The organism is Pseudomonas batumici (assembly GCF_036585405.1).
Classification (GTDB): domain Bacteria; phylum Pseudomonadota; class Gammaproteobacteria; order Pseudomonadales; family Pseudomonadaceae; genus Aquipseudomonas; species Aquipseudomonas batumici.
Window position 1 is genome coordinate 6,457,990 of record NZ_CP144470.1, and the last position, 20,758, is coordinate 6,478,747.

The window sequence follows — 20,758 nt, forward strand, 5'->3', positions numbered from 1 at the left end:
GTCAAATCAGGAGATGCGCCATGGAAAACCGCCAGCCTTGTTTTGTCGAAGCGGCTACGCAGCAAGGGTACGACATCGTGTTGCGGCCTTTGGATGATGTGCGGCAGTCGGAACAGGTCGATCCCGGCAACGTGCAGCGGCTGCGTGAGTCGATCCTGCACACGGGCCAATGGCTCGAGCCGATCATTGTGGAGCGTTCGAAAGGGATCGTGATGGACGGCAATCACCGCCTCAACGCCGCGTTGCAACTGGGCTTGACGCGGGTGCCCTGCATCGAGCTCGATTATGCCGACCCGCGGGTGCGGGTGCGGCATTGGCAGACCGGGCAGGCGTTTGAGGTGACGCGGATTTTCACCACGATTGCGCGAGGGGAGATCTTTCCCTACAAGACCACCCGGCATGCCTTCGACCCTGCACTGCCGGTGGTCGCCATCCCTTTGGACAACCTGTATGGCTGAAGGCTGGCGCACAACGCCAGGCCAAGGTGCTTCATGAGCACCTTGGACCGGCCTCAGGCTTTCTCGGACTCCGGCCATAATCCGACATGGATCAAGAGGGTGACGATGACCCCCAGCAGGATGCCGACCAGGCGATCACGGATTTCGCTCAGGTTGGTCATCGGCGCGAAGTCCGCCAGCAGCGCCAGCGCGAAGGCGAACGCGATCTGGATACCGGCATAGCTGCTGCGGGGTGAGCCCGCGCTGACCCACGCGGCCAGGCCCAGCACGGGCAGGCTCATCAATAACAGGCCGACGATGCTGTCGATTTTCGGCACGATCCACACCATGCACAACAGCGCCAGGGCACTGCCGACCAGGCAACCGAGGATGCGCAACAGGCCTTTGTGCAGGGTCTTTTCCAGGCTCGGCATGGCCGTGATCAGGCAGGTGAGCATGGCGGTGTGGATCCCGGGCCAGTCCACCGCGGTGTACAGCAGGTAGCACAACAGGGCGGCGAGCAGAGTCTTGAAGGCGAACTGCAGATAGGCCGGGTTTTCGAAGGCGTCGGCCACCAGCAGGGGCGGCTTGGATGCCCGTGGGGTTTCGGCGGGGGGCGGCAGCGGCAACAACAGGGTGTTGACCGCCACGGTCACCACCGTCGGATAGACAATCGCGACCCAGGCCCAGAGGCAGACACGGGTCAGGGCTTCGGGATTGTTATTGAGGTCCACCTGGCTCTGGATATAGATCGTCACCAGGGCCATCACGAAAAACAGCGGGCTCAGTCGACAGGTGCGCATGAAAAACACACTGACGAAAAACACCAGGCTGGCGGCGGCAATGCGCAGCAGGGGATAGTCGAAGGTGAATTTCAGCAGCAGGATCGCCAAGCCCACGGCCAGCGTGGTGCTGACGATGAACAACATGCCCAGCATCCGGGTCAGGGCCAGGCTCGACTGGGTCACGAAGAACACCAGCACCAGGGAGATCGACAGCAGCGGCACCTGCAAGCTCATGGAGAGCAGGATGACGATCGTGCAGCTGACCAGATGACGCACAAGCGCATTCGTTCTGCCAGGGCGAATGCTCAGTTCCTCCTTGAGAATTCCCAGTGGCGACTGCCCCTGCGTGGCGTCCTTCATGGCGTCGTGGTCGACGATGCTTGCGCCGGGCCGCTACCGGTGTTGACGACGGCGACGGCCGATGCGCCGATGCGGAATGACGGCAGGTCCGGCCCATTGACCCGGATGCGCACCGGAAAGCGTTGCGACACCCTGACCCAGTTGATCGACCGTGCGACCTTGGGCAAGCCGTTGACGTCCGTCCCTCCATCATCTGGCAGCACGCCGAAGCCGATCGAGTCGACGTTGCCCGTGAATGTCTGGCGCGTATCGCTCATCAGGTAGACCGTGGAGGGATCGCCCGGTCGGATGTTCTTCAGCTCGGTTTCGCGGAAATTGGCGACCACGTACCAATGCTGCGTGTCGATCAGGCTGAACACCGGCTGGCCCGCCGAGGCGAATTGACCAACCGTTGTCTTGAGGCCCACCACGCGCCCGTCGAACGAAGCACGCACGGTGCTGTACTCGACGTTCAGCGCTGCCCGGGCGATCTGTGCTTCGATCACCGCCCGATGGGCCACCAGGGCCTCGACGCCGCTGACCGCCGCAGTGGCCTGACGGGCTTGCAGTTGGCTCACGTTGAGTTGCGACAGCGCACTGCGTCGTGAGGTGCGCGACTGGTCGATGGCCTCCGCGGAGATGTAGCCATGGGACAGCAGGCTTTCCTGGCGCCTGAGGGTGTCGCCGCTTTGCTTGGCCAGCGCCTGCGCCCGCTCGATCTCGGCATGCGCCGCCTCGGCGTTCAGGCGCTGGGCGTTTACCTGCCGTTGGTTCAGGCCGATCTGCTGATCCAGCTCCACCAGCGCCGCCCTGGCCTCGTCCAATGCCACCTGGTAGGGGCGCGGATCGATGCGCATCAGTACGTCGCCCTGGTGGACGGGCTGGTTTTCCCGCACGGGCAACTCGACGATGCGCCCGCTGACCTGCGGGGTGACATTGACGGTATCGGCATAGGCGTAGGCGTCGTCGGTGCGCGGTTGCGCATCCAGCCGGGCGATCACCCAGAGCAGCAGGCCCAGGACGGCGACGCAGAGGGCGCCTACCAGCAGTCGACGAGGATATTGAGCAGACGAGTGTGTGTTCATGGGAAAACGCCCGGGTTAGAAAAAGACCAGCCAGGTCAGCAGCGAAAAAAACAGGGCCAGCAGCGGGTAGCTCAGCACCAGCGGTTGCAGCCATGCGGTACGCTGTGTCCTGAGCAGCACAGCCCTGATCACAAAGGTCAGCAGGACGCCGCCGATCGTGCAAAACAGCCAATCCGGGAAATAGGCGCCGATCACGTTGATCGACGGGGGCTGCTTGCAGGCGGCCAGTGTCAGGCAGGCCAGGGTGCCAGCCAGTGTTTTTCCGGTACGGTACAGACGTTCGCCTGGGGAGCGGGCGCCGGTGGGGCGGGTATTAATCAAGGTCGACGCTTCTGGTTGGATTGGCAAAACGGGGCGCGCCGCAAACGCTCGAGCCCGGAGCGAAGTGAACGAGTGTTCCGCAGTCTTTCGTTGCCGATATTCTAGAGAGCGCTTCAGGGGTGAACATGATCTGTTCGGCCATAAAATTGATAGGGAGTGCACTGTGATCGACCTTGGGTGTCTTTTGGTGGAGTCGATGTGCCAGTGAGTAATCAACAGCGTAGCATCAGTGCTGCGGTCATCATGTCCCGGGTCGGGCTTGAGCGTGGCCTGTCGATCGTGGACTTTCTCGCAGGCTCCAGGCTTGAGCCCGGCGACTTGGCCAAGCCCACGGGCATCATTTCCTTCGAGCAGGAATTTCGCCTGATCCGCAACCTGCTCAAGCACTGTGGCGGTGTCACCGGCCTGGGGCTGGAGGTGGGATTGCGCTACCGCTTCACCTCATTGGCCGCGCTGGGATTCGCCCTGGTCAGCAGCCCCACGCTGCGCGATGCCTTTTCACTCATTCCGCACTACTCCGAGTTGAATGCCAGCCTGGTGCGCGTGGCGGTGGATGCCCGGGCAACGGACCTGCGGATCGAATGCGAGGAGAGCGGAATCCCGCTGGAGTTGCGCCCGTTCATCGTTGAGCGATGCTTTGCCGCCGGGTTGCGGATCGCCGGCGATCTGCTCGGACGCACGGCGATTCCCCAGGCCATTGCGTTCAGTTTTGCCGAACCTGCCGACGTGGCGCTTTATCAGCGACTCACCGGTGTGCGTCCGCAGTTCAATGCGCCGAAAAGCACCCTGGTCTTCAGCCAGGCCGACGCGGATGTATTGCTGGCGTTGGCCGATCCGCTGGCGCTGCATATCGCCCATGACCAGTGTCGGCGCGGTTTGCAGGTTGGGCCGAAGACCGGCGAACTGACGGGGCGCGTGCGCGAGTTGCTGGCCGCCCAGCCGGCCGCCATGCCCTCCATGGGGCAGCTGGCCGACAGCCTGTGCCTGTCGGTGCGGACCTTGCGGCGTCGATTGCGGGAGGAGGGCACGGCCTATCTCGGTTTGTGCGACGAAGTGCGCGAAGCGATCGCCGAACGCTTGCTGACCGGCTCGCGCCTGCAGGTCGAGCAGATCGCCGAGACCCTGGGGTATTCGGAGTCCGCCAGCTTTATCCATGCGTTCAAGCGCTGGACCGGGGAGTCTCCCCATGCCTTTCGGCGTGCCCGACGCCCGGACTGATCCGGCAAAGGTCCGGGTGAGGGGCGACTTCCTGTCAGCCTGATCAAGCTTGTGGATCGAAGGCCGTCATACCCGCCTGCGCCTGTTTGCTGCGCAAGGCGATTGCGCCGGGTACCCAGGCATGGGGAAAGAGGTAGAAGCGGTTCTCCTCCACGCCCTTCAGGGTGATTTCGGCGATTTCGCGCGCGGAAATCTTGCCGGCTTCCACGGCTCGTCTCACCCGCTCCTCGTACTGCCGCTTCATCTCGCTGTCGGCGGCAGTATCCGCGAACTCCGCCGGACGGTTGCGCTCGGACTCGATGATGCCGGTCGGGAAGAAGGCAGGAGAGAGCACGCTGACGCCGACCACGCTGTTGGCCATCTTCAGGTCGTTGGCCAGGCTCTCTGAAAGCGCCACTACCGCCGCTTTAGTGGCGTTGTAAATGCCACTGCCGGCCGAATACATCCAGCCAGCCGCCGAGGCGATATTGACGATGTGCCCCTCGCCCTGTTCGAGCATGATCGGCGTGAAGGCTTTCACGCCCCAAGCGACGCCATAAAGATTGACGTTGGTGACCCACTGCCAGTCGGCGACGGTGTTTTCCCAGATCGGCGCGGTGACGCCCACGCCGGCGTTATTGAACAGCAGATGCACACCGCCGAAACGTTGCACGGCCAGTTTCGCCAGTGCGGCGACCTGCTCGAATCTGGACACGTCCACCTGCAGGGTGGCGATGTCTGTGCCGGGGTGTTCCTGCTGGATCAAGGTGCGGGTGGTCTCCAGGTTGGCGGCTTCGACATCGGCCAGTACCAGCTTCATCCGACGTCGCGCACACGCCATCGCCAGCTCTCGGCCCAGGCCGGCGCCGGCTCCGGTGATCACGCTGACCTTAGCGTTCAAGTCTTTCATCTGTCGCCTCCTGATGAGCGGTGTCGATACGCTGTTTCAGCGCTTCGTTCATACGTTGATAGAGTCGTTTCGATTGGCTCAAGCGCTGCCAGAGCGCCGGCAGCAAGAGGCCGGAAAAGCGCTCTCCATGGATGAAGCGGGTGGACCCATCGGCGTTCTCCATCAGCTGGAAGAAGTGTTCGCCGGTCACCGTGAAAGGGTTGCCGCCCCGCCAGGCGAAGCGGCGTGGCGCTTCGTTGCTGCTGATGCGGGCCTGGAAGGACGCCTTGCGTTCCTTGCCCAGCTTGACCGCGAAGCGCACCTGCCCGCCGGGGCGGTGATCGATCTGCTGGATTTCCAGCATGGGGTTCCACTGCGCGTAGCGCTCGAAGTCGACGAGACAGTTCCACACCGCACTGGGGGGCGCATCGATCTCGATTTCGGTCCTGATCTGCCGCGAGAAGAGGCTGTCACGACGGGTCCCCAGGGCCTTGTACGCCTGCTTCTCGCGCTGCCGGTTGAACAACCTGGCTCTTAAGTCTGGCTTGCTGAAGCCCACCAGGGCGTACAGTCGTGGCGAACAGTAGAGCATCTCCACCGAAAAGCCGTGCGGGTCGTTGAGGTAGACGCATTGCACCAGCCCCGCCTGGCCCACCGGTGTGCAGTTGGGCACGAAGCCGGCCACCAGCGCCCGTTCGAACTGTGCGGTGAATCCGTCCTGGCTGTCGAAACCCATGGCCAGGTTCATGATGCCGATGTCGCTCAGTCGGTAACGGGGCGGCCAGGGCTTGGGGGCCGCCGGTTGGCGGATGTCCAGCCACATGTCGCCTTTGATCAGGCAGGCGCTGGCGATGCCAGGGTTATCCTGCTCGACAAGCGGGGCGCCACGCTCAAATCCCAACCCTTCGACAAAGGCCGCCACGCTGCGGGCGCAATCGGCGACAACCAGGCCCAGGCCTGTCAGCTTGCACGGGTAGGGCAACCCTTGCAGGGAGCGGTCTTCGATCAGCTCGATGAGAATCCCGTCCGGATCCCGGATGAAACGGCGATTGGCGAGCCGCTTGGTTTCCAGGGAGACGCCGAGAGACCGCGCGAGGGTTTCGAAGCGCTCCAGCGAATCGACCCGCGCCAGGATGCGCCGATAACCGACGCGCTCGTCGTCCTCGGGGGAGAGGGGGGCGGAGACCGGCGACTCGAATTCGAACAGTTCCAACTGAAAGAACGCCCGGTCGTCGATCAACCAACTGACCCGCGAGGCGGCTCCGGCAAGGCCTTGTATCCGCTCGGCCTGCTTGCCACGGAAGGACAACGTGCCGAAGACATGCTTGAGGCCGAACAGCTTCTGGTAGAAACGCAGGGACGCGCGGGTGTCGCGCACGCACAGCGCGATCTGGCAGATAGTGGTGGTCATGGTCGTTCGCTCAGAAGAGTTTGCCGATCAGCGCGGTCGGCAGCAGTTGCAGCAGGGGCCGCAGCAGCAGCCAGGGATAACCGGGAATCACTGCTCGCTTGCGACGTTGCACAATGGCATCGGTGATCCGTTTGCCACCTTCCTCCAGTGATAGCAGGAAGGGCCGGTGCTTGAGCTTGTTGTTCATCGGCGTGTCGATATAACCCGGGTAGATGACCGTCACGGCCAGGCTCTTGCCCTTGCCTTGTGTTTCGGCACGCAGGGCCTCCATGTACACGCTGACGGCAGCCTTGCTCGCGCTGTAGGCCGCGCTGCCGGGCAGGCCGCGCCAGCTGGCGATCGAACTCATCGCCACAATCTGCCCATGACCCTGGTGCTTGAACAGGGTGATTGCCGCGTCGACGGTGGCGCAGGCGCCGATGACATTCACTTCGAACATTTGGCGGGAGTTGGCGAAATCGATGCGTCCTATGCGTCCGTCGTGACCCAACCCGGCATTGGCCACAACGATATCGAGCTTGCCCAGTTCGACGCTGGCGGCAGTCAGCGTCTCGCGTATCTGCCCGGTATCACTGACATCCAGCGGATAGACCAGCACCCGCACGCCGTGCTGCGCCTCCAGCTCGGACTTGATGAGGTGCAAGACGTCGAGTTGACGGGCAGCCAGCGCCAGGTCATAGCCACGCTTGGCGAATTCACCCGCCACTTGGCGCCCCAGGCCGGAAGATGCGCCGGTGATGAAGACCGATTTGCTCATGAACGCTGCCTCATTATTGTTTTTCTCCAGGCGCATTAAGCCAAGCCGGTCCCTTCGAGGCGATGTTCGAACGTGTCAGATGATTGATAATTACAGCCAAAAGAACATTAAATAGCCCTTTCTGAGAAGCGTGAGCCGCCATGAGTCTTTCCATGTTTCCCCGTGCCAGCCAGGCACCGCTGTGCTTCTGCATTGCGCAGATGGAGGCGTGGGGATATTCGTTGCATGAGGTGCTGGCGGGGAGCGGCCTGGGCGTCGACAGTTTTGCACTGCCTGAGTCAGTGCCCGACAGCCGCCAGGAACAGACGGTCTACGAGAATATCCTGCGTCTTTATGATGGAGGCACGGCGGCCGGCCTGGACCTCGGTCGGCTGACCAACGTGAATAGCGTGGGGGTGCTGGGCGGACTGCTGGCAAACGCGATTGATCTTGGCCATGCCGGCTATCTGTCGCGGCGTTTCCATCCCCTGACCAATCCCTGGATCGTGCCCGAACTGATCGATAGCCTCGCCACCGGTCAGTCGGTCGTCCGCTACCGCCAGGTCGGCGGATTGCCCGCGCTGTACCGGTTTCTCATCGACCGCGACATCCTTGGCACGCGCCAGCTACTGCGTGACCTCTTCGGTGGGGATGCAGAAGGGTATGTGTGTGCGGTGGCATTCGGTTATCCCGAGCCCGAAGACGCCGAGCGCTATCCGGTCGAGTTCGATTGTCCCGTGAGCTTCGGTCATGACCACACCTATGTCACCTACGACAATGAACGGGGCCACCTGCGCAATGCACGGAGAAACCCCCACGCTTACCACCTGTATCTACGGCTGTGTCGCGAAGCCCAGGCGGAGCGTGCAACGTTGTCCTGGCAAAGCCGAGTGAGCAGCCTCCTGGCGTGCATCGACTTCTATCCGAACACTGCGGCCATGGCCAAGAAGCTCAACTGCTCGGAGCGCAGTCTGCGGCGGTACCTGGGTGAGGAGGGGGTGCAATATTCCGAGTTGGTGGACAAGATACGTTTCGAGCGGGCGATCTACCTGCTGCATCACTCCGAGGACTCCATCAAGACCATCAGCTTCAAGCTCTTCTACAGCGAGCCGCCAGCGTTCGTTCGGGCGTTTTCACGCTGGAGCGGGATGACGCCGGGGGAGTTCAGGTCTGCAAGGGGGCCGTCCTGAGACGAGGTATTCACCCCGTCCCGGACCGGGCATCACTCGGTTTTCGCCGCCATCAAGGCATTCAGTTCGCCGTAGGTGTGGGCCTTCAAGGCGTGGGTATCGAGCTGGCCGTTGTCCAGGAAGCTGCGGACCAATGTGCCCATGGCGCCGTACAGGAACTCGGCGATGCTGGAGCCTGCGCTGAGGCGTCTGACCCCCAGGCGCTGCAATTCGTCGGGCGAGGGCAGCCCATCCCGGGACAGCAGGTTGACCGGCAGTTTCGTGTCCCGGCAGATGGCGGCAATTTCGTTCGAGTCGACCACGCCTGCCGCAAACAGGCCATTCGCCCCGGCGCCGGCATAAAGTGCGGCGCGTTTGAGCAGCTCCTCAAGACGCTGTTCGGCGGGGAACAGGTTCTTCAGGTAGACGTCGGTACGCACGTTGATGAACAGGTTGACCCCCGCGCGGTTGGCTACCTTTCTGGCGACGTCGATCTTGCGCACGAGCAGCTCGGGACGGGCCAGGCCGTCTTCGATATTGATCCCGACCGCCCCGGCGGCGATGACGGCGTCGATCACCTGGCCGACCTGCTCCAGGTCATCCGAGTAGCCGCCTTCGATATCCACCGTGAGCGGTACGCTGAGCACCCGGGCCATCGATTTGACGGTGGTGCTCAGCAGGTCGAGCGGCAGCTTGTTGCCATCCTGGTAGCCATGGGACCAGGCCATGGCCGCGCTGCTGGTGGCGACCGCCTTGCCGCCCAGGCGTTCGACGAGGCGTGCACCGCCGGCATCGGCGACGTTGGCCAGGACCAGTAGTCCATGCTGATGAAGGTTGTGAAAAGCGGTATCCAGTGCGGTCATGAAAATTCAACTCCTTTGAACGTTATGTTTGGAATGGCAAGGGGTGGTGTCATCTGTGTCGTTGATTACAAAAAAACGATCGGTTAAATGGCATTGGATGGCGATTGATACTATCCCAGTGAAGCAGGGGCGAGGCGAGATTTTGGCCTGCCGATCGGCATTCAGATTATCGGACTTCACTGGAAAGAGGATCGTATTCTGGCTCTGGCCAAGGTGTTGGAGAGCTGGCTATCGGGATAGCGGCGAGTGACTCCTAGTGAGAGTGGCCTGGAAATTTGACAGCTGAGATCCCTCGACTATATTCGACGCCACATGCACCACATCGTCATATCATGGAAGATAAAATGGCTACTGCGCTGATCAATGGAAGAGAAATCAGCTTTACAGATACGCAGGACGGAGAGGTGGCAATCGTCCTATCACATGGTCTGTTTATGGACCAAAGCATGTTTGATGCTCAGGTCCAGGCGTTGCGTGGCTCTTATCGAGTCATTACATGGGACCAGCGGGGTCACGGACAGGCTGCTTTCATCAATGAACCGTTCAGCCTTTGGGACAGTGCAGACGACCTGTCTGCCTTGTTGGCTTACCTTCATATAAATCAGGCTGTCCTGCTGGGTATGTCGCAAGGTGGCTATGTCAGCCTCCGAGCGGCGCTCCGTTATCCCGAGAAAGTTCAGGCATTGATTCTGATCGCTACGCAAGCCGGCGTTGAAGATGAAACTCAGAGACTCGCCTACACCCATCTTTTGAATGCTTGGTTTGAAAATTCGCTCACCGATGAAATAGCACAAAGTGTGTCCGGCCTTATTTTGGGGCCGGATAAAGCGTTAGCTGCCCCTTGGGTTGAAAAGTGGCGTACTATCGAAAACAGTACGTTAGGTTTTAACTTTCATGCACTGGCGGAGCGAGACGATCTGGTACCGGCGTTGAGTGAGTTGCATGTACCCGCGTTGGTCATCTGGGGGACTGAGGACGGTGCTATCGGTATTGACCAGGCTAAACAGCTCAGTGCCGGGCTTGCCGGTAGTCAATTCCTGGCCGTTCCGGGTGCTGCACACTCGGTCAGTATCACTCATTCCGCTGTCGTCAACTCAAGCATCAAGGCGTTTTTATCTGACGCCTTGCGTTGAATGGGGACAAGGTTGAAGTTCCCAGTTTTTTCATGTCTATTAAAATAATAAGTGGAGCGCGATATGGATATTCCGCAAGGTTACAAGCTGTTGTTCAGGAGTAGTCCCTTTCTTGACCTTTTAGGACCCTTTTATTATCGTGAGGATTCTGAAGGTTTTATCGTTGGCATCCGCGTTGAGGAAAAACATGCTAATGCTCGTGGACTGGCCCATGGCGGCTTGTTCATGGCGCTGGCTGATATCGCATTGGGTTACAGCGCCGCGTTTTCAAAAGACCCACCTCTTAAACTGGTAACGACGACACTGACGACGGATTTTGCCGGCTCAGCGAAAGTCGGCGATTGGTTGGAAGCCAAGGTCGATATTCAAAAGACCGGGAGCCGACTGGTGTTTGCCAATACCTATATCTGCGTTGACGACGAGCGCGTGGTCAGAGCCAGTGCGTCATTTCTAGTGGCGAGTTGAAACGCTGGCAGGATAGGACTCAAGGGTTCTGCCAAACGTCATATCAAGCGCAATCAACGATAGGTCACGGAGTGATTGACAATGGACAGTGCTGCGCACTCATCGGAAACGGATCAAGAGTTTAAAAGTAAAACCGAACGTAAGAACGTGAAACGCAAGGCCATCAGTAGTCCGTATTTTCATCGGCTTCAGCGCCGACACTTTATTCTGTTCGATATTCTTCCGATATTCGGTGTTGTTCTGGCGGCTTTGTTGTCGCTGTATCTGCCGATCAGTGCGTTGGATATTGGTTTGTTTATTTTATTCTGGGCCTTGACCGGGATTGGTGTCAGTGTGGGCTATCATCGGTACTTTACTCACCGCTCGTTCAAGGCCACGCCGGCAGTCGCTGTGCTACTGACAATACTAGGTTCCATGGCCGGTCAGGGCGCTTTGCTGTCTTGGGTGGCCATGCACCGTCGTCACCATGAGTTGAGTGACCAGCCTGGTGATCCGCATTCACCTAATCTGCATGGGTCCGGAATCATAGGGGGCATCAAGGGGTTGGTTCACTCACACTTCACCTGGATGAAGGCACACGATTATCCCAACGTTGTCTATTACGCTCCTGATCTGCTTCGAGATCCGCTCATCAGCAAAACCGCCCGGTATTACTACACTTGGGTGCTTCTCGGCCTGCTGGCTCCGGCGCTCCTGGGGGGACTGCTCAGCCAATCCTGGTGGGGGGCGCTCAGTGGTTTCCTCTGGGGCGGTGTCATTCGCATGTTTGTGGTGGGGCATATCATTTGGTCGATCAACTCGGTACTCCATCGTGTGGGTACGCGTCCCTATCAATCCAGGGATTACAGTCGTAATGGTGGAGTGTTGGGCCTGTTTACCTTTGGCGAGTCATGGCACAACAATCATCACGCCTTTCCCGAGTCCCCTTCATTCGGTTTGCAATGGGCAATATTTGATCCTGGCTACTGGTTCGTGCGCGGCTTGAGTTTGGTGGGATTGGCATGGGACCTTCGTGTTCCCACCGCACAAAGAAGGTCGAGTCGTAAAAAAAGAAATGTACAGTCTCTCTAAGAAGGAAGCTAAATATGACTGCCTATGAAAACCTTCAAGCGGAAAAAGCTGCCGTTATCCAGTGGTGTAAAGATCAGATCGGTGGGCTTTTGAACTCCCCGGGGATCGCTATCGATGAAAATAAAGATTTTAGTGAGCTGGGTCTGGATTCCTCTCTGGCGGTGTCTTTGCTGATTGAGATTGAGCAACAGTATGGGGTGGAAATTTCAGCGGAAGAGTTGTTCGACAACTCCAGTATCCTGGCCGTGGCAAATTTAATTTTGGCCAGGAATGGGGCAGCGGAAAAATGAGCCGCTCAACGGCTGGTCAGCGATTGGATGAGGCCTCTAAAGCCATACGTTACCATTATGATGTGGGAAACGATTTTTATGAGCTGTGGCTGGACAAGACACTTTCATACTCCTGTGCCATCTGGGCGGATAATAAAACGCTAGAGGCCGCGCAAGAAAATAAAATTGCCTATCACCTTAATGCCATTGGGGCGCCCGGACTGACATCGGTGCTGGATATCGGTTGTGGTTGGGGAGGTGTGCTTGAGGCGTTGGAACATATGCCTGGTATCAAGCACGCGGTGGGCCTGACGTTGAGTGATGCGCAAGCAGATTTTATCCAGAAACAGCGCTATTCCAAGGTGGCGATAGAGGTGAAGAATTGGCAGGAGTTCCAGCCTGTCACGTCATTCGATGGGATTATTTCGATTGGTGCCTTCGAGCATTTTGCGACACCGGCAGACAGTGTCGAAGAAAAAATAGCGATCTATCGGAGTTTTTTTGCTTCTTGCCGGGACTGGCTGACGCCCGGCGGCCGGCTTTCATTGCAAACCATCGCCTATGGTTCCATGCGCAGGGAGCAGGCGAACGCATTCTTCAATGAAGAAATATTCCCTAATGCCGATCTGCCAACGTTGGCTGAAATAGCACAGGCCGCGGACGGTCTCTTCGAAATCCAACGCGTCGAGAACGGTCGATTGGATTATGCGAAGACTTGCGAAGAGTGGTATCACCGATTGTCTGCCAATAAAGCTGTTGCAGTGGAGCGTGTGGGGGCGGCGGTGGTCAGTCGTTACTTGCGTTATTTGAAAATGTCAGCGTATGGGTTTCAGTTTGGGAAGATTCAATTGTTGAGGCTGCAGCTTCAAGCCATTCGCTGACTGATCTGGCAGCCGTTGCCTCGCGATAGCTGACATTGCTCGGGATTACACAATGACACCCATTAAAACAATGGATTTACCTCGATTCAATCCGTTCTCCGCCGAGTTTCGCGAGGCACCCTACACAGTGTACAGTCGGTTGCGTGAGCTGAACCCACTGCATAAGGTATTGGGTATGTGGGTCGTGACTCGACATGCCGATGTCATGAGTATTTTGCGTGACCGTAGTTGTAATGTCAGTATTATTCCAAAACTGGTCGACAATCAGGCCGCCAAGTTTGCTCGTGATAATGCACCATTTCAACGGTTAGCCTACAAATCCATCGTGTTCACTGAAAATCCGGATCATCATCGTTTGAGAAAACTGATGAATGTGGCATTTTCGCAAACGGCAATAGATCAGTTGCAGCTCTCCATAGCGCATATTACCCGGGAGCTGTTGGCGGAGGGTCGGCGGCAGGGCGGTATGGACATGATCTCCGGTCTTGCTCAGCCTTTACCGTTGCGGGTTATGTGCGAGTGGATCGGAATACCTCCTGACATGCATTCGAGCATTGACGCATGGACCCATGCGATTCGATTTTTGTTGGAGCCTGGATTAATGGTCAAGGACGACTTCGAAAGAGTCAGCGCGGTTCTTGATGATTACATGGCCTACATTGCCAGCGTTATTGCCGAACGCAGAAGCAAACCCGGGGAGGACTTGATCAGTCAATTGCTTGATTTGCAAATCGACGGGGACCGTCTGAGCCATGAGGAACTGATCTTTGTCTGCATCATGTGTTTTGTTGCCGGCAACGAAACCACCAAGAGCCTGATAGGCAATACCATCAATACGCTGTTTGAGTACCCTGGCCAATATCGTTTGCTTCAGGAGCGCCCGGATCTTGTTCCGGGTTGTGTACAGGAGTCCTTGCGTTTCGAGGCACCGCTTCAGCATACCAAGCGCTTGGCGACGAAGGATCTCATCGTGGATGGGCGGGTTATCCGCGAGGGGGATCAGATTCTCCTGTGCCTGGGGTCGGCGAACAGGGATGAAGAGGCCTTTTCTGGTGCGGCCAGCTTTGACATCCAGCGCCAGACCAAGGGCCATCTGGCTTTTGGCTACGGCATGCACGGCTGCCTGGGAGCGCTACTGGCCGAGCGCCAGACCCAGGCGGTACTTTCCCAGTTGCTGGAGGGGCCTGAATGGACACGTCGTTGCCCTGAGCCGAGCTGGCAGTCTGGTAGTTTCATCGTTCGTTGTCTGTCATCACTTGATATTCAATTTGCCTGATGCTCCCAGGGAAGGTGATATGGATACCCCGGCTATTTCCCTGATCTGTTTTCCTCACGCAGGTGGCAGCAATGCGACCTACAACGGCTGGGGGCCACGTCTTTCCGAGCGCATCCAAAGGATAAAGCCGGAGTCTTTCGAGCGGCATGCCCTCAGGGCTACCTTTACAGAGATCGACTGTCTTTCCAGCCATATCGCGCAACAGCTTGGTCATGAACGCCGGCCGTTGGCGTTGTACGGCCATAGCATGGGGGCCATCCTGGCTTATGACGTTGCCTGCAAGCTGTCGAAACTGAACACGGTTCCGATTGCGCATTTGTTCGTCTCGGGTAGACGAGCTCCGCAGCTGGTGGCACGTCTAGCCCCCGTTCATGAGCTGCCGGATCAGACATTTCTGCAAGCGTTGATCGCTTATGGTGGCGTTCCAGAGGCAATCAGCACCAATGGCCGCGTCCTAGGCACGCTGCTACCGAGTATTCGGAGTGATCTGGCCTTGGTGGAAACTTATCGATTCCAGCCAATGGACAGGCTGAGGTGTCCGATCAGCGCAATCTACGCCAGGCAGGATCCTGTCGTCGAAATGAGTGAGCTTATGGCCTGGCAGGAGAGAACAACGGGCGGCTTCGCGTTCCATGAGTTGGAGGGGGATCACTTCTTCCACTCTTCTCGGCCTCAAGGACTCATCGACATTATTCATCGCTCATTGAATTCACACGTTTCCAGGAGGCTTGAATGCAACAGTTTCAATTCATGATTGACTGCCTGGACAGTCACAGCGAACGTTATCCGGAAAAGGCGGCCTATATTTTTCTTTCGGAAAAGCTGTTTCCGGAAAAAACGCTGACCTTTGCACAGTTGAGGGTTGAAGCCAGGCAATTCGCCAGTCGTCTGATGATAGTCACTCAAGTCGGTGACCGGGCGCTATTGATACTCCCCGCCGGGCTGGATTTCATTATTGCGTTTTTTGGCTGCCTATATGCGGGGGTGGTCGCCGTGCCTCTCTGTCCCCCCAATAAAAGGCGGTCGCAACGCACACTGCAAGGCATTATTGACGACTGCTCCCCCCGTTTGGTTATCACGCACAAAGCCTTAGGCAACTCTTTTCGAGATCAGCATCAGCCAGAGACGCTTTCCTGGATCGAGATGGACGATTTGGCAGACGATCTTCTGCCTGCGGGTTGCCCTGATTACCCTGTGCTCGATGATCAAAGCCTGGCGTTTATTCAGTACACGTCAGGTTCCACGTCGTCACCCAAAGGTGTCATGGTGACGCATTCCAATGTCGTTGCGAATCAAGCGATGATTCACCAGGCGTTTGGCCATGACGAGACCTCTTGCGTAGTCGGTTGGGTCCCGCACTACCATGATCAGGGGCTTATCGGAAACATCTTGCAGCCGATGTTTGCCGGCGCTACTAGCATCCTGATGTCCCCCGTGACGTTCATGCGCTGGCCTTTGCGCTGGCTTCAAGCCATTTCGCTGTACCAGGCGCATTCCAGCGGCGGGCCGAATTTTGCGTTCGAAGCCTGCATTGCAGCCCTTGAGCGTGAGCCTGATGTCGAGCTGGATTTGAGCACCTGGAAAATCGCCTTCAATGGTGCCGAGCCTGTTCGTCAGGAAACGTTGAACAAATTCCAGGCTGCTTTCGCCCGGTTCGGACTCCGCCGAGAGGCGATCTACCCCTGCTATGGTTTGGCCGAATGCACCCTGCAGGCTACGGGAGGGGCCAAGGGAAATGCTCCGGTGATGTTAAGCGTCGACGCGCAGGCCTTGCGCGATGGCAATATCTTGCCAAGCGATGCGGGCTTCTGTCAGACGCTGGTCAGTTCGGGGCGAGCGTTGCCAGGGACGTGGGTATCGATTGTGAAACCGCTGACCCGTAAAGCCTGTGCAGCGCTTGAAGTTGGAGAAGTCTGGATAGCGGGTCCTCATATTGCCAAAGGTTATTGGAATCAGCCCGCCCTGACCTCGGAAGTTTTTGTCAATAATTTATCGGGTGATATTCAACGATCTTATTTACGTACTGGCGACCTTGGCTTTATTCACCAGGGGGAGCTATATGTAACAGGTCGTATTAAAGATATGATTGTCATTCGAGGTAAAAATTATTATCCACATGATATTGAACACAGTGTGTTCACTGCCCATGACAGTCTCGAGCATTCGGCATGTGCCGTGTTCTCACTGATGGAGACTGAAGAAAAACTGATCGTTGTCCAGGAAGTACGAAGGTCGTGGAGGAAGAAAATTATCCTAGACGAAGTCGTTTCAACGATTCGACAGGCGGTGGTGCTGAATAATGAAGTCACACCTCACGATATCGTTCTATTGCTACCTGGGAAATTGCTGAAAACCAGTAGCGGCAAAGTAATGCGTCATGCAATCCGTTCTCAATATATCGACAATACCCTTGAGCGATGGCTTGGTGAGTGTCGTTCACCCGCATAGATAACAAGGATCTATACCATGGAAGATTTCAACGCCAGTAACCCAGATTTTGACAAACATGTGCAAGGCGCCGTACTCAGTATGCCCGCGGCTAAATTGCTGGGGTTTCACTATAACTACCTGAAACCGGGCTATTGCGAAATCGAGCAGCCCACCCGCAAGGAGCTCACTCAGCACAGTGGCTTCTTTCAAGGCGGCATCATCGGCGCGTTGGCCGATTTCGCCGGTGGTTCGGCTGCTGGAACCCTGCTGCCGCCTGGTTGGATCAATATGACGACAGACTTCACGGTCAAGCTGATCGCTCCGGCGGACGGTGACAAGCTGCTGGCCAGGGGGCGTGTCATCAATGCGTCGAACAATACGACGGTTGCCGCTGCTGATTTGTTTGCCGTGAAACAAGGCAAGGAAACACTGTGTGCTACCGCACTGGTGACGATGCGCAATATCCCCCTTAAGGCCTGAAACATTTGGGTGGATGTCCGGGTTGATAGCGCAACGCCGTGTCGACAACGGCCCAGCGGATTTTGTCGGCGTCAAAGCGCTGTGAGCCGAGCACCGAGGGCGTCAAGAAACGTCCTCGTCTTGCTCGGTATGAAGCGTCGGGAGGGCAGCAGGGCGTAGATCGGTGCGCTTGCGCTGTGCCAGTCACGCAGTATATGAACCAGGCGGCCGGCGGTAAGGTCGTCTGCAACGTCGACGCTGGATTTGAGCGTGATCCCGTGGCCGGCAATCGCCCAGTCGCGCACGGCATCGCCACTATTGGCGTGGAGCCGCGCGCGCGGTTGGAATTCGATCACTTCGCTCCCTGGACCTTCCAGGCGCCAGGGCTGGGAGGGGTCGTCATAGCGTAGACAGCCATGACGCTCCAGGTCCTGTAAAGACCCGGGTTCCCCATGGCGTTCGAGATACGCAGGGGCGGCCACCAGAATCCGCCGGTTGTCCGCCAGCTTGCGCAGGATGGCGCTGCTGTCCCGAGGTTGACCAATACGCACCGCGACGTCGATCCGTTCATACGTCAGGTCGACCAGTCGGTCGTCGAGCCGGAGTTCGATATCCAGCCGTGGATGGCGCTCGACCAGTTCAGCCACCAGCGGCACCAGGTGAATGCGTCCGAAAGAAATGGGCGAACTGACCCGTAGCCGGCCAAACGGCTCTTCACCGCCCACCGTCATTCGTGATTCCGCAGCCTCCAGTTCCTCCAGTATCCGATCGACATGGGCACTCAGGGCCAGCCCTTCACTGGTCGCGGACAGTGTGCGGGTGGTCCGGTTGATCAGTCGCTGTCCCGCCCGGCGTTCCAGTGCCATGAGCCGTTTGCTGACCACGGCCAGCCCTACGCCCAAGTCGCGCGCAGCGGCTGACAGGCTGCCGCAGACCAGGATCCGTTGGAAGGTGCGAAGCTCGTTGAGGTCGTCCAGCATATTCTCAACCTTTGTTCGATAATCTATCTACCAATAGCCATATTCTAATCCTCAAGGCAAGGGGCAACACTCTGCGCATCTGAACGGAAAACCTCTGTTCAACCCCACATAGCGTTTGGAGTCTTGCCATGACCGCTTATTCAGCCCTGTTCACACCCACCCTTGTTGGTGAGCAATCCCTGCCTCACCGCGTCGTGATGGCGCCGATGACGCGCGCGCGCAGCACGCAACCGGGTGACATCCCCAATGCACTGAACGCCCGTTACTATGCGCAACGTGCCTCGGCTGCACTGATCGTTTCGGAGGCGACGCAGATCTCACCGCAAGGCAAGGGATACTCCTTTACCCCGGGTATTCATAGCCAGGAGCAGGTGGCGGGATGGCGACTGATCACCGATGCCGTGCATGCCGCGGGTGGACGCATCTTTCTTCAGCTTTGGCATGTCGGTCGGATCTCTCATCCCGACTTCCACAATGGGGAGTTGCCGGTCGCGCCTTCGGCGGTTCCATTCGAAGCCAAGATCTGGAAAGTGAATCCTGCGACCGGCCTGGGCGAGATGGTGGATTGCCCGACGCCGCGTGCACTGGGCAAAGAGGAAATCCACGGTATCGTCAACGACTTCCGCGTCGGCGCGCGCAACGCTATCGCGGCTGGTTTCGATGGTGTCGAGATCCATGGGGCGAACGGCTATCTGGTGGATCAGTTCCTGCGCACGACCGCGAACACCCGAACCGACGAATACGGCGGCTCGCGGGAAAATCGGCTGCGCTTCCTCAAGGAGGTGGTTGGTGCTGTAGTAGAAGAAGTGGGTGCCGAGCGCACCGCCATTCGGCTAGCCCCGTTCCTGACCGCACGCGGCATGGACTGCCCCGACATTCTGCCAACGATCCTCGACGCCGCCTCGTTCCTGCAAACGCTTGGCATTGCCTACCTGCATCTGGTCGAGGCCGATTGGGATGATGCGCCGCAGTTCACGGAGGCGTTTCGGGCCGATGTCCGGGCGCGCTTCCAACGGCCCATCATCGTTGCCGGCAACTACGATCTGGACCGCGCCAACTGGGTGATTGGTAAGGGTTACGCCGACCTGGTCGCCTTCGGACGTCCTTTCGTGGCCAACCCTGACTTGCCAAGACGCCTGCTGGAACATCTCCCACTGGCCGAGTTTGGCGGCGACACGCTGTTCGGCGGTGACGAACGCGGTTACTCGGATTATCCGGCGTGGCCAACGGCCGAAGCGCCGAATGCTGTTCGCGCGTAACCGCTCTACCTATCTATGAGGCCCCATACCATGTTCACTTACCGTAATGCGTTTGCGCTCGTCACCGGCGCTTCCATGGGCCTTGGCGAAGCCTTTGCCGAAGCGCTCGCGGCACGAGGCGCCAACCTCGTTCTCGTCGCCCGTTCGCTGGATGCGTTGAATGCCCTGGCAAAGCGACTGACCGAGCAGTACGGCGTCCAGGCCATCGTCTTGGCGGTCGACCTGGCAGAGCGTGATGCCGCGACGCGTATCAGCGAAGAATTGGAACGGCAACGGATTGCGGTGGACCTGCTGGTCAACAACGCCGGGTTCGGGCTCACCGGCGAGTTCTTGTCGAACCCGCTGGCCAGGGAGGAGGATCTGGTCCAGGTGAATATCCAGGCGCTGGTGGGACTCTCGCATCGGCTGGGTAGCGCGATGGCTGCCCGGAACAAGGGCGGCATTATCAACGTGGCGTCCAACGCGTCTTTCCAGCCCATTCCTTATATGGCGACCTATGCGGCGAGCAAGGCATTCGTGCTGCATTTCAGCGAAGCGCTGGGCCATGAGCTTGTACCGCGTAACGTACAGGTACTGGCGACCTGCCCGGGACCCACGTCCACCCGGTTTTTTGCGGCAACCTCGGCCGATCAGCCGGCGATCAAAATGGACACGGCGCAAGTCGTTGTCCGCAGGACGCTGGAAGCCTTCGATCGTCAGGAAAAGGTGGTTTATCCGGGGCGATCCAGCGTGCGCATCACCTCCTGGTTGCCTCGTTTCATTCCACGTGCGCTTGCCGTTCGTGCCGCTGCTGCGGCGTCGCGTGGGATGGGGCTGCATTAGCCTGGCTCATCCCTCGATCAAAAGGATATCGACCATGACGATTCAACATCTCGATCACTTCACGGTGCGCACAGCCAAAGTCGATGAGACGGCGGATTTCTTTCGCGACGCCATCGGGCTGGAGGAGGGCTGGCGTCCTGCGTTCCCATTTCCGGGTCGCTGGCTCTACGCAGCAGGTCGTCCACTTGTTCATATTGCCAATCTGGAAAGCAGCGGCGCGGAGCTGGACCGCTATCTGGGAGCGCGTGCCGTGGAAGAGGGCGGCGGCGCGCTCGATCACATCGCGTTCCGCTGCAGCGATCTGGAGAGTCACCGGCAACGCCTACTCGACCTTGGCTTGCGGTTCAGCGAGCGCGTGGTGCCTGATCTGTCGGAGCATCAGCTGTTTGTTGAGGACCCGAATGGCATAAAGGTGGAGCTGATTTTTGCGGACTCGCCGAAAGTGCGGTGATTTGAAGTGCCCAGTCTCGGGAAGTCGTGA

General features: G+C 58.4%; 23 protein-coding genes. 15 read left to right on the forward strand and 8 right to left on the reverse strand.

Annotated elements, in window-relative coordinates; translation table 11 throughout:
• Positions 1 to 20: 20 nt before the first annotated feature.
• Positions 21 to 458, forward strand: coding sequence for a ParB N-terminal domain-containing protein (locus NUH87_RS29755; protein ID WP_338523845.1), 438 nt, complete (start codon positions 21 to 23; stop codon positions 456 to 458).
• A gap of 53 nt (positions 459 to 511) precedes the next feature.
• On the opposite strand, the gene NUH87_RS29760 is transcribed toward NUH87_RS29755, so the two are convergent.
• Genes NUH87_RS29760 through NUH87_RS29770 form a run of 3 tightly spaced genes read right to left on the reverse strand, consistent with a single transcriptional unit; the run spans position 512 to position 2,967 of the window.
• Positions 512 to 1,582 carry an FUSC family protein gene (locus NUH87_RS29760; RefSeq protein WP_338523846.1) on the reverse strand — a complete coding sequence of 357 codons (1,071 nt, stop codon included), beginning with the start codon at positions 1,580 to 1,582 and terminating at the stop codon, positions 512 to 514.
• On the reverse strand, positions 1,579 to 2,646 hold the full coding sequence (gene mdtN, locus NUH87_RS29765; protein ID WP_338523848.1) for a multidrug transporter subunit MdtN: 1,068 nt from the start codon (positions 2,644 to 2,646) through the stop codon (positions 1,579 to 1,581). Before mdtN ends, NUH87_RS29760 begins: the two co-directional genes overlap by 4 nt.
• Positions 2,647 to 2,661: 15 nt before the next feature.
• Positions 2,662 to 2,967 (reverse strand): YtcA family lipoprotein, encoded by a 306-nt coding sequence (locus NUH87_RS29770; protein WP_167337440.1) that lies wholly within the window; start codon positions 2,965 to 2,967, stop codon positions 2,662 to 2,664.
• A 198-nt stretch (positions 2,968 to 3,165) separates the two neighbouring features.
• On the opposite strand from NUH87_RS29770, the gene NUH87_RS29775 reads away from it, so the two are divergent.
• Positions 3,166 to 4,185, forward strand: a complete 1,020-nt coding sequence (locus NUH87_RS29775; protein WP_338523849.1) for an AraC family transcriptional regulator — start codon at positions 3,166 to 3,168, stop codon at positions 4,183 to 4,185.
• 43 nt (positions 4,186 to 4,228) lie between these two features.
• On the opposite strand, the gene NUH87_RS29780 is transcribed toward NUH87_RS29775, so the two are convergent.
• The 3 genes from NUH87_RS29780 to NUH87_RS29790 are packed head-to-tail and all read right to left on the reverse strand — an operon-like array spanning position 4,229 to position 7,221.
• Entirely contained in the window at positions 4,229 to 5,074 is an 846-nt protein-coding gene (locus NUH87_RS29780) for an SDR family NAD(P)-dependent oxidoreductase (RefSeq protein WP_338523850.1), read from the reverse strand.
• Complete coding sequence (locus tag NUH87_RS29785) at positions 5,055 to 6,464, reverse strand: SRPBCC family protein (protein ID WP_338523851.1); 1,410 nt, start codon at positions 6,462 to 6,464, stop codon at positions 5,055 to 5,057. Before NUH87_RS29785 ends, NUH87_RS29780 begins: the two co-directional genes overlap by 20 nt.
• A 10-nt stretch (positions 6,465 to 6,474) precedes the next feature.
• On the reverse strand, positions 6,475 to 7,221 hold the full coding sequence (locus NUH87_RS29790; protein ID WP_338523852.1) for an SDR family NAD(P)-dependent oxidoreductase: 747 nt from the start codon (positions 7,219 to 7,221) through the stop codon (positions 6,475 to 6,477).
• A 140-nt stretch (positions 7,222 to 7,361) separates the two neighbouring features.
• On the opposite strand from NUH87_RS29790, the gene NUH87_RS29795 reads away from it, so the two are divergent.
• Positions 7,362 to 8,390 carry an AraC family transcriptional regulator gene (locus tag NUH87_RS29795; protein WP_338523853.1) on the forward strand — a complete coding sequence of 343 codons (1,029 nt, stop codon included), beginning with the start codon at positions 7,362 to 7,364 and terminating at the stop codon, positions 8,388 to 8,390.
• A 32-nt stretch (positions 8,391 to 8,422) separates the two neighbouring features.
• Here NUH87_RS29795 and NUH87_RS29800 read toward each other — a convergent pair whose 3' ends face one another.
• Positions 8,423 to 9,232 carry an isocitrate lyase/phosphoenolpyruvate mutase family protein gene (locus NUH87_RS29800; protein ID WP_338523854.1) on the reverse strand — a complete coding sequence of 270 codons (810 nt, stop codon included), beginning with the start codon at positions 9,230 to 9,232 and terminating at the stop codon, positions 8,423 to 8,425.
• A gap of 344 nt (positions 9,233 to 9,576) precedes the next feature.
• Between NUH87_RS29800 and NUH87_RS29805 the strand changes: the two genes are divergently transcribed.
• The 9 genes from NUH87_RS29805 (at position 9,577) to NUH87_RS29845 (ending at position 17,237) form a co-directional block, all read left to right on the forward strand.
• Positions 9,577 to 10,365, forward strand: coding sequence for an alpha/beta hydrolase (locus tag NUH87_RS29805; protein WP_338523856.1), 789 nt, complete (start codon positions 9,577 to 9,579; stop codon positions 10,363 to 10,365).
• 63 nt (positions 10,366 to 10,428) lie between these two features.
• The gene (locus NUH87_RS29810) at positions 10,429 to 10,830 is read left to right on the forward strand and encodes a PaaI family thioesterase (RefSeq protein ID WP_338523857.1); all 402 of its coding nucleotides are present in this window, start codon (positions 10,429 to 10,431) and stop codon (positions 10,828 to 10,830) included.
• 81 nt (positions 10,831 to 10,911) lie between these two features.
• On the forward strand, positions 10,912 to 11,901 hold the full coding sequence (locus NUH87_RS29815) for an acyl-CoA desaturase (protein WP_338523858.1): 990 nt from the start codon (positions 10,912 to 10,914) through the stop codon (positions 11,899 to 11,901).
• Between the two features lie 14 nt (positions 11,902 to 11,915).
• Positions 11,916 to 12,191: an acyl carrier protein gene (locus NUH87_RS29820; RefSeq protein WP_338523860.1), complete on the forward strand. Its 276-nt coding sequence runs from the start codon at positions 11,916 to 11,918 to the stop codon at positions 12,189 to 12,191.
• A complete protein-coding gene (locus tag NUH87_RS29825) occupies positions 12,188 to 13,051 on the forward strand; it encodes a cyclopropane-fatty-acyl-phospholipid synthase family protein (RefSeq protein ID WP_338523861.1) in 864 nt (287 codons plus the stop codon). Before NUH87_RS29820 ends, NUH87_RS29825 begins: the two co-directional genes overlap by 4 nt.
• Positions 13,052 to 13,103: 52 nt before the next feature.
• Positions 13,104 to 14,327, forward strand: coding sequence for a cytochrome P450 (locus NUH87_RS29830; protein ID WP_338523862.1), 1,224 nt, complete (start codon positions 13,104 to 13,106; stop codon positions 14,325 to 14,327).
• Between the two features lie 19 nt (positions 14,328 to 14,346).
• Entirely contained in the window at positions 14,347 to 15,081 is a 735-nt protein-coding gene (locus NUH87_RS29835) for a thioesterase II family protein (RefSeq protein ID WP_338523863.1), read from the forward strand.
• Positions 15,060 to 16,775 carry a fatty acyl-AMP ligase gene (locus NUH87_RS29840; RefSeq protein WP_338523865.1) on the forward strand — a complete coding sequence of 572 codons (1,716 nt, stop codon included), beginning with the start codon at positions 15,060 to 15,062 and terminating at the stop codon, positions 16,773 to 16,775. Before NUH87_RS29835 ends, NUH87_RS29840 begins: the two co-directional genes overlap by 22 nt.
• Before the next feature lie 18 nt (positions 16,776 to 16,793).
• Positions 16,794 to 17,237, forward strand: coding sequence for a PaaI family thioesterase (locus tag NUH87_RS29845; protein WP_338523866.1), 444 nt, complete (start codon positions 16,794 to 16,796; stop codon positions 17,235 to 17,237).
• A 71-nt stretch (positions 17,238 to 17,308) separates the two neighbouring features.
• Here the strand turns inward: NUH87_RS29845 and NUH87_RS29850 are convergent, their stop codons facing one another.
• Entirely contained in the window at positions 17,309 to 18,196 is an 888-nt protein-coding gene (locus tag NUH87_RS29850) for a LysR family transcriptional regulator (RefSeq protein ID WP_338523868.1), read from the reverse strand.
• Between the two features lie 128 nt (positions 18,197 to 18,324).
• On the opposite strand from NUH87_RS29850, the gene NUH87_RS29855 reads away from it, so the two are divergent.
• Genes NUH87_RS29855 through NUH87_RS29865 form a run of 3 tightly spaced genes read left to right on the forward strand, consistent with a single transcriptional unit; the run spans position 18,325 to position 20,728 of the window.
• Positions 18,325 to 19,455 carry an alkene reductase gene (locus NUH87_RS29855; protein WP_338523869.1) on the forward strand — a complete coding sequence of 377 codons (1,131 nt, stop codon included), beginning with the start codon at positions 18,325 to 18,327 and terminating at the stop codon, positions 19,453 to 19,455.
• A 30-nt stretch (positions 19,456 to 19,485) separates the two neighbouring features.
• The gene (locus NUH87_RS29860) at positions 19,486 to 20,277 is read left to right on the forward strand and encodes an SDR family oxidoreductase (protein ID WP_338523870.1); all 792 of its coding nucleotides are present in this window, start codon (positions 19,486 to 19,488) and stop codon (positions 20,275 to 20,277) included.
• Positions 20,278 to 20,311: 34 nt separating this feature from the next.
• Positions 20,312 to 20,728 carry a VOC family protein gene (locus NUH87_RS29865; protein ID WP_338523871.1) on the forward strand — a complete coding sequence of 139 codons (417 nt, stop codon included), beginning with the start codon at positions 20,312 to 20,314 and terminating at the stop codon, positions 20,726 to 20,728.
• Positions 20,729 to 20,758 lie beyond the last annotated feature (30 nt).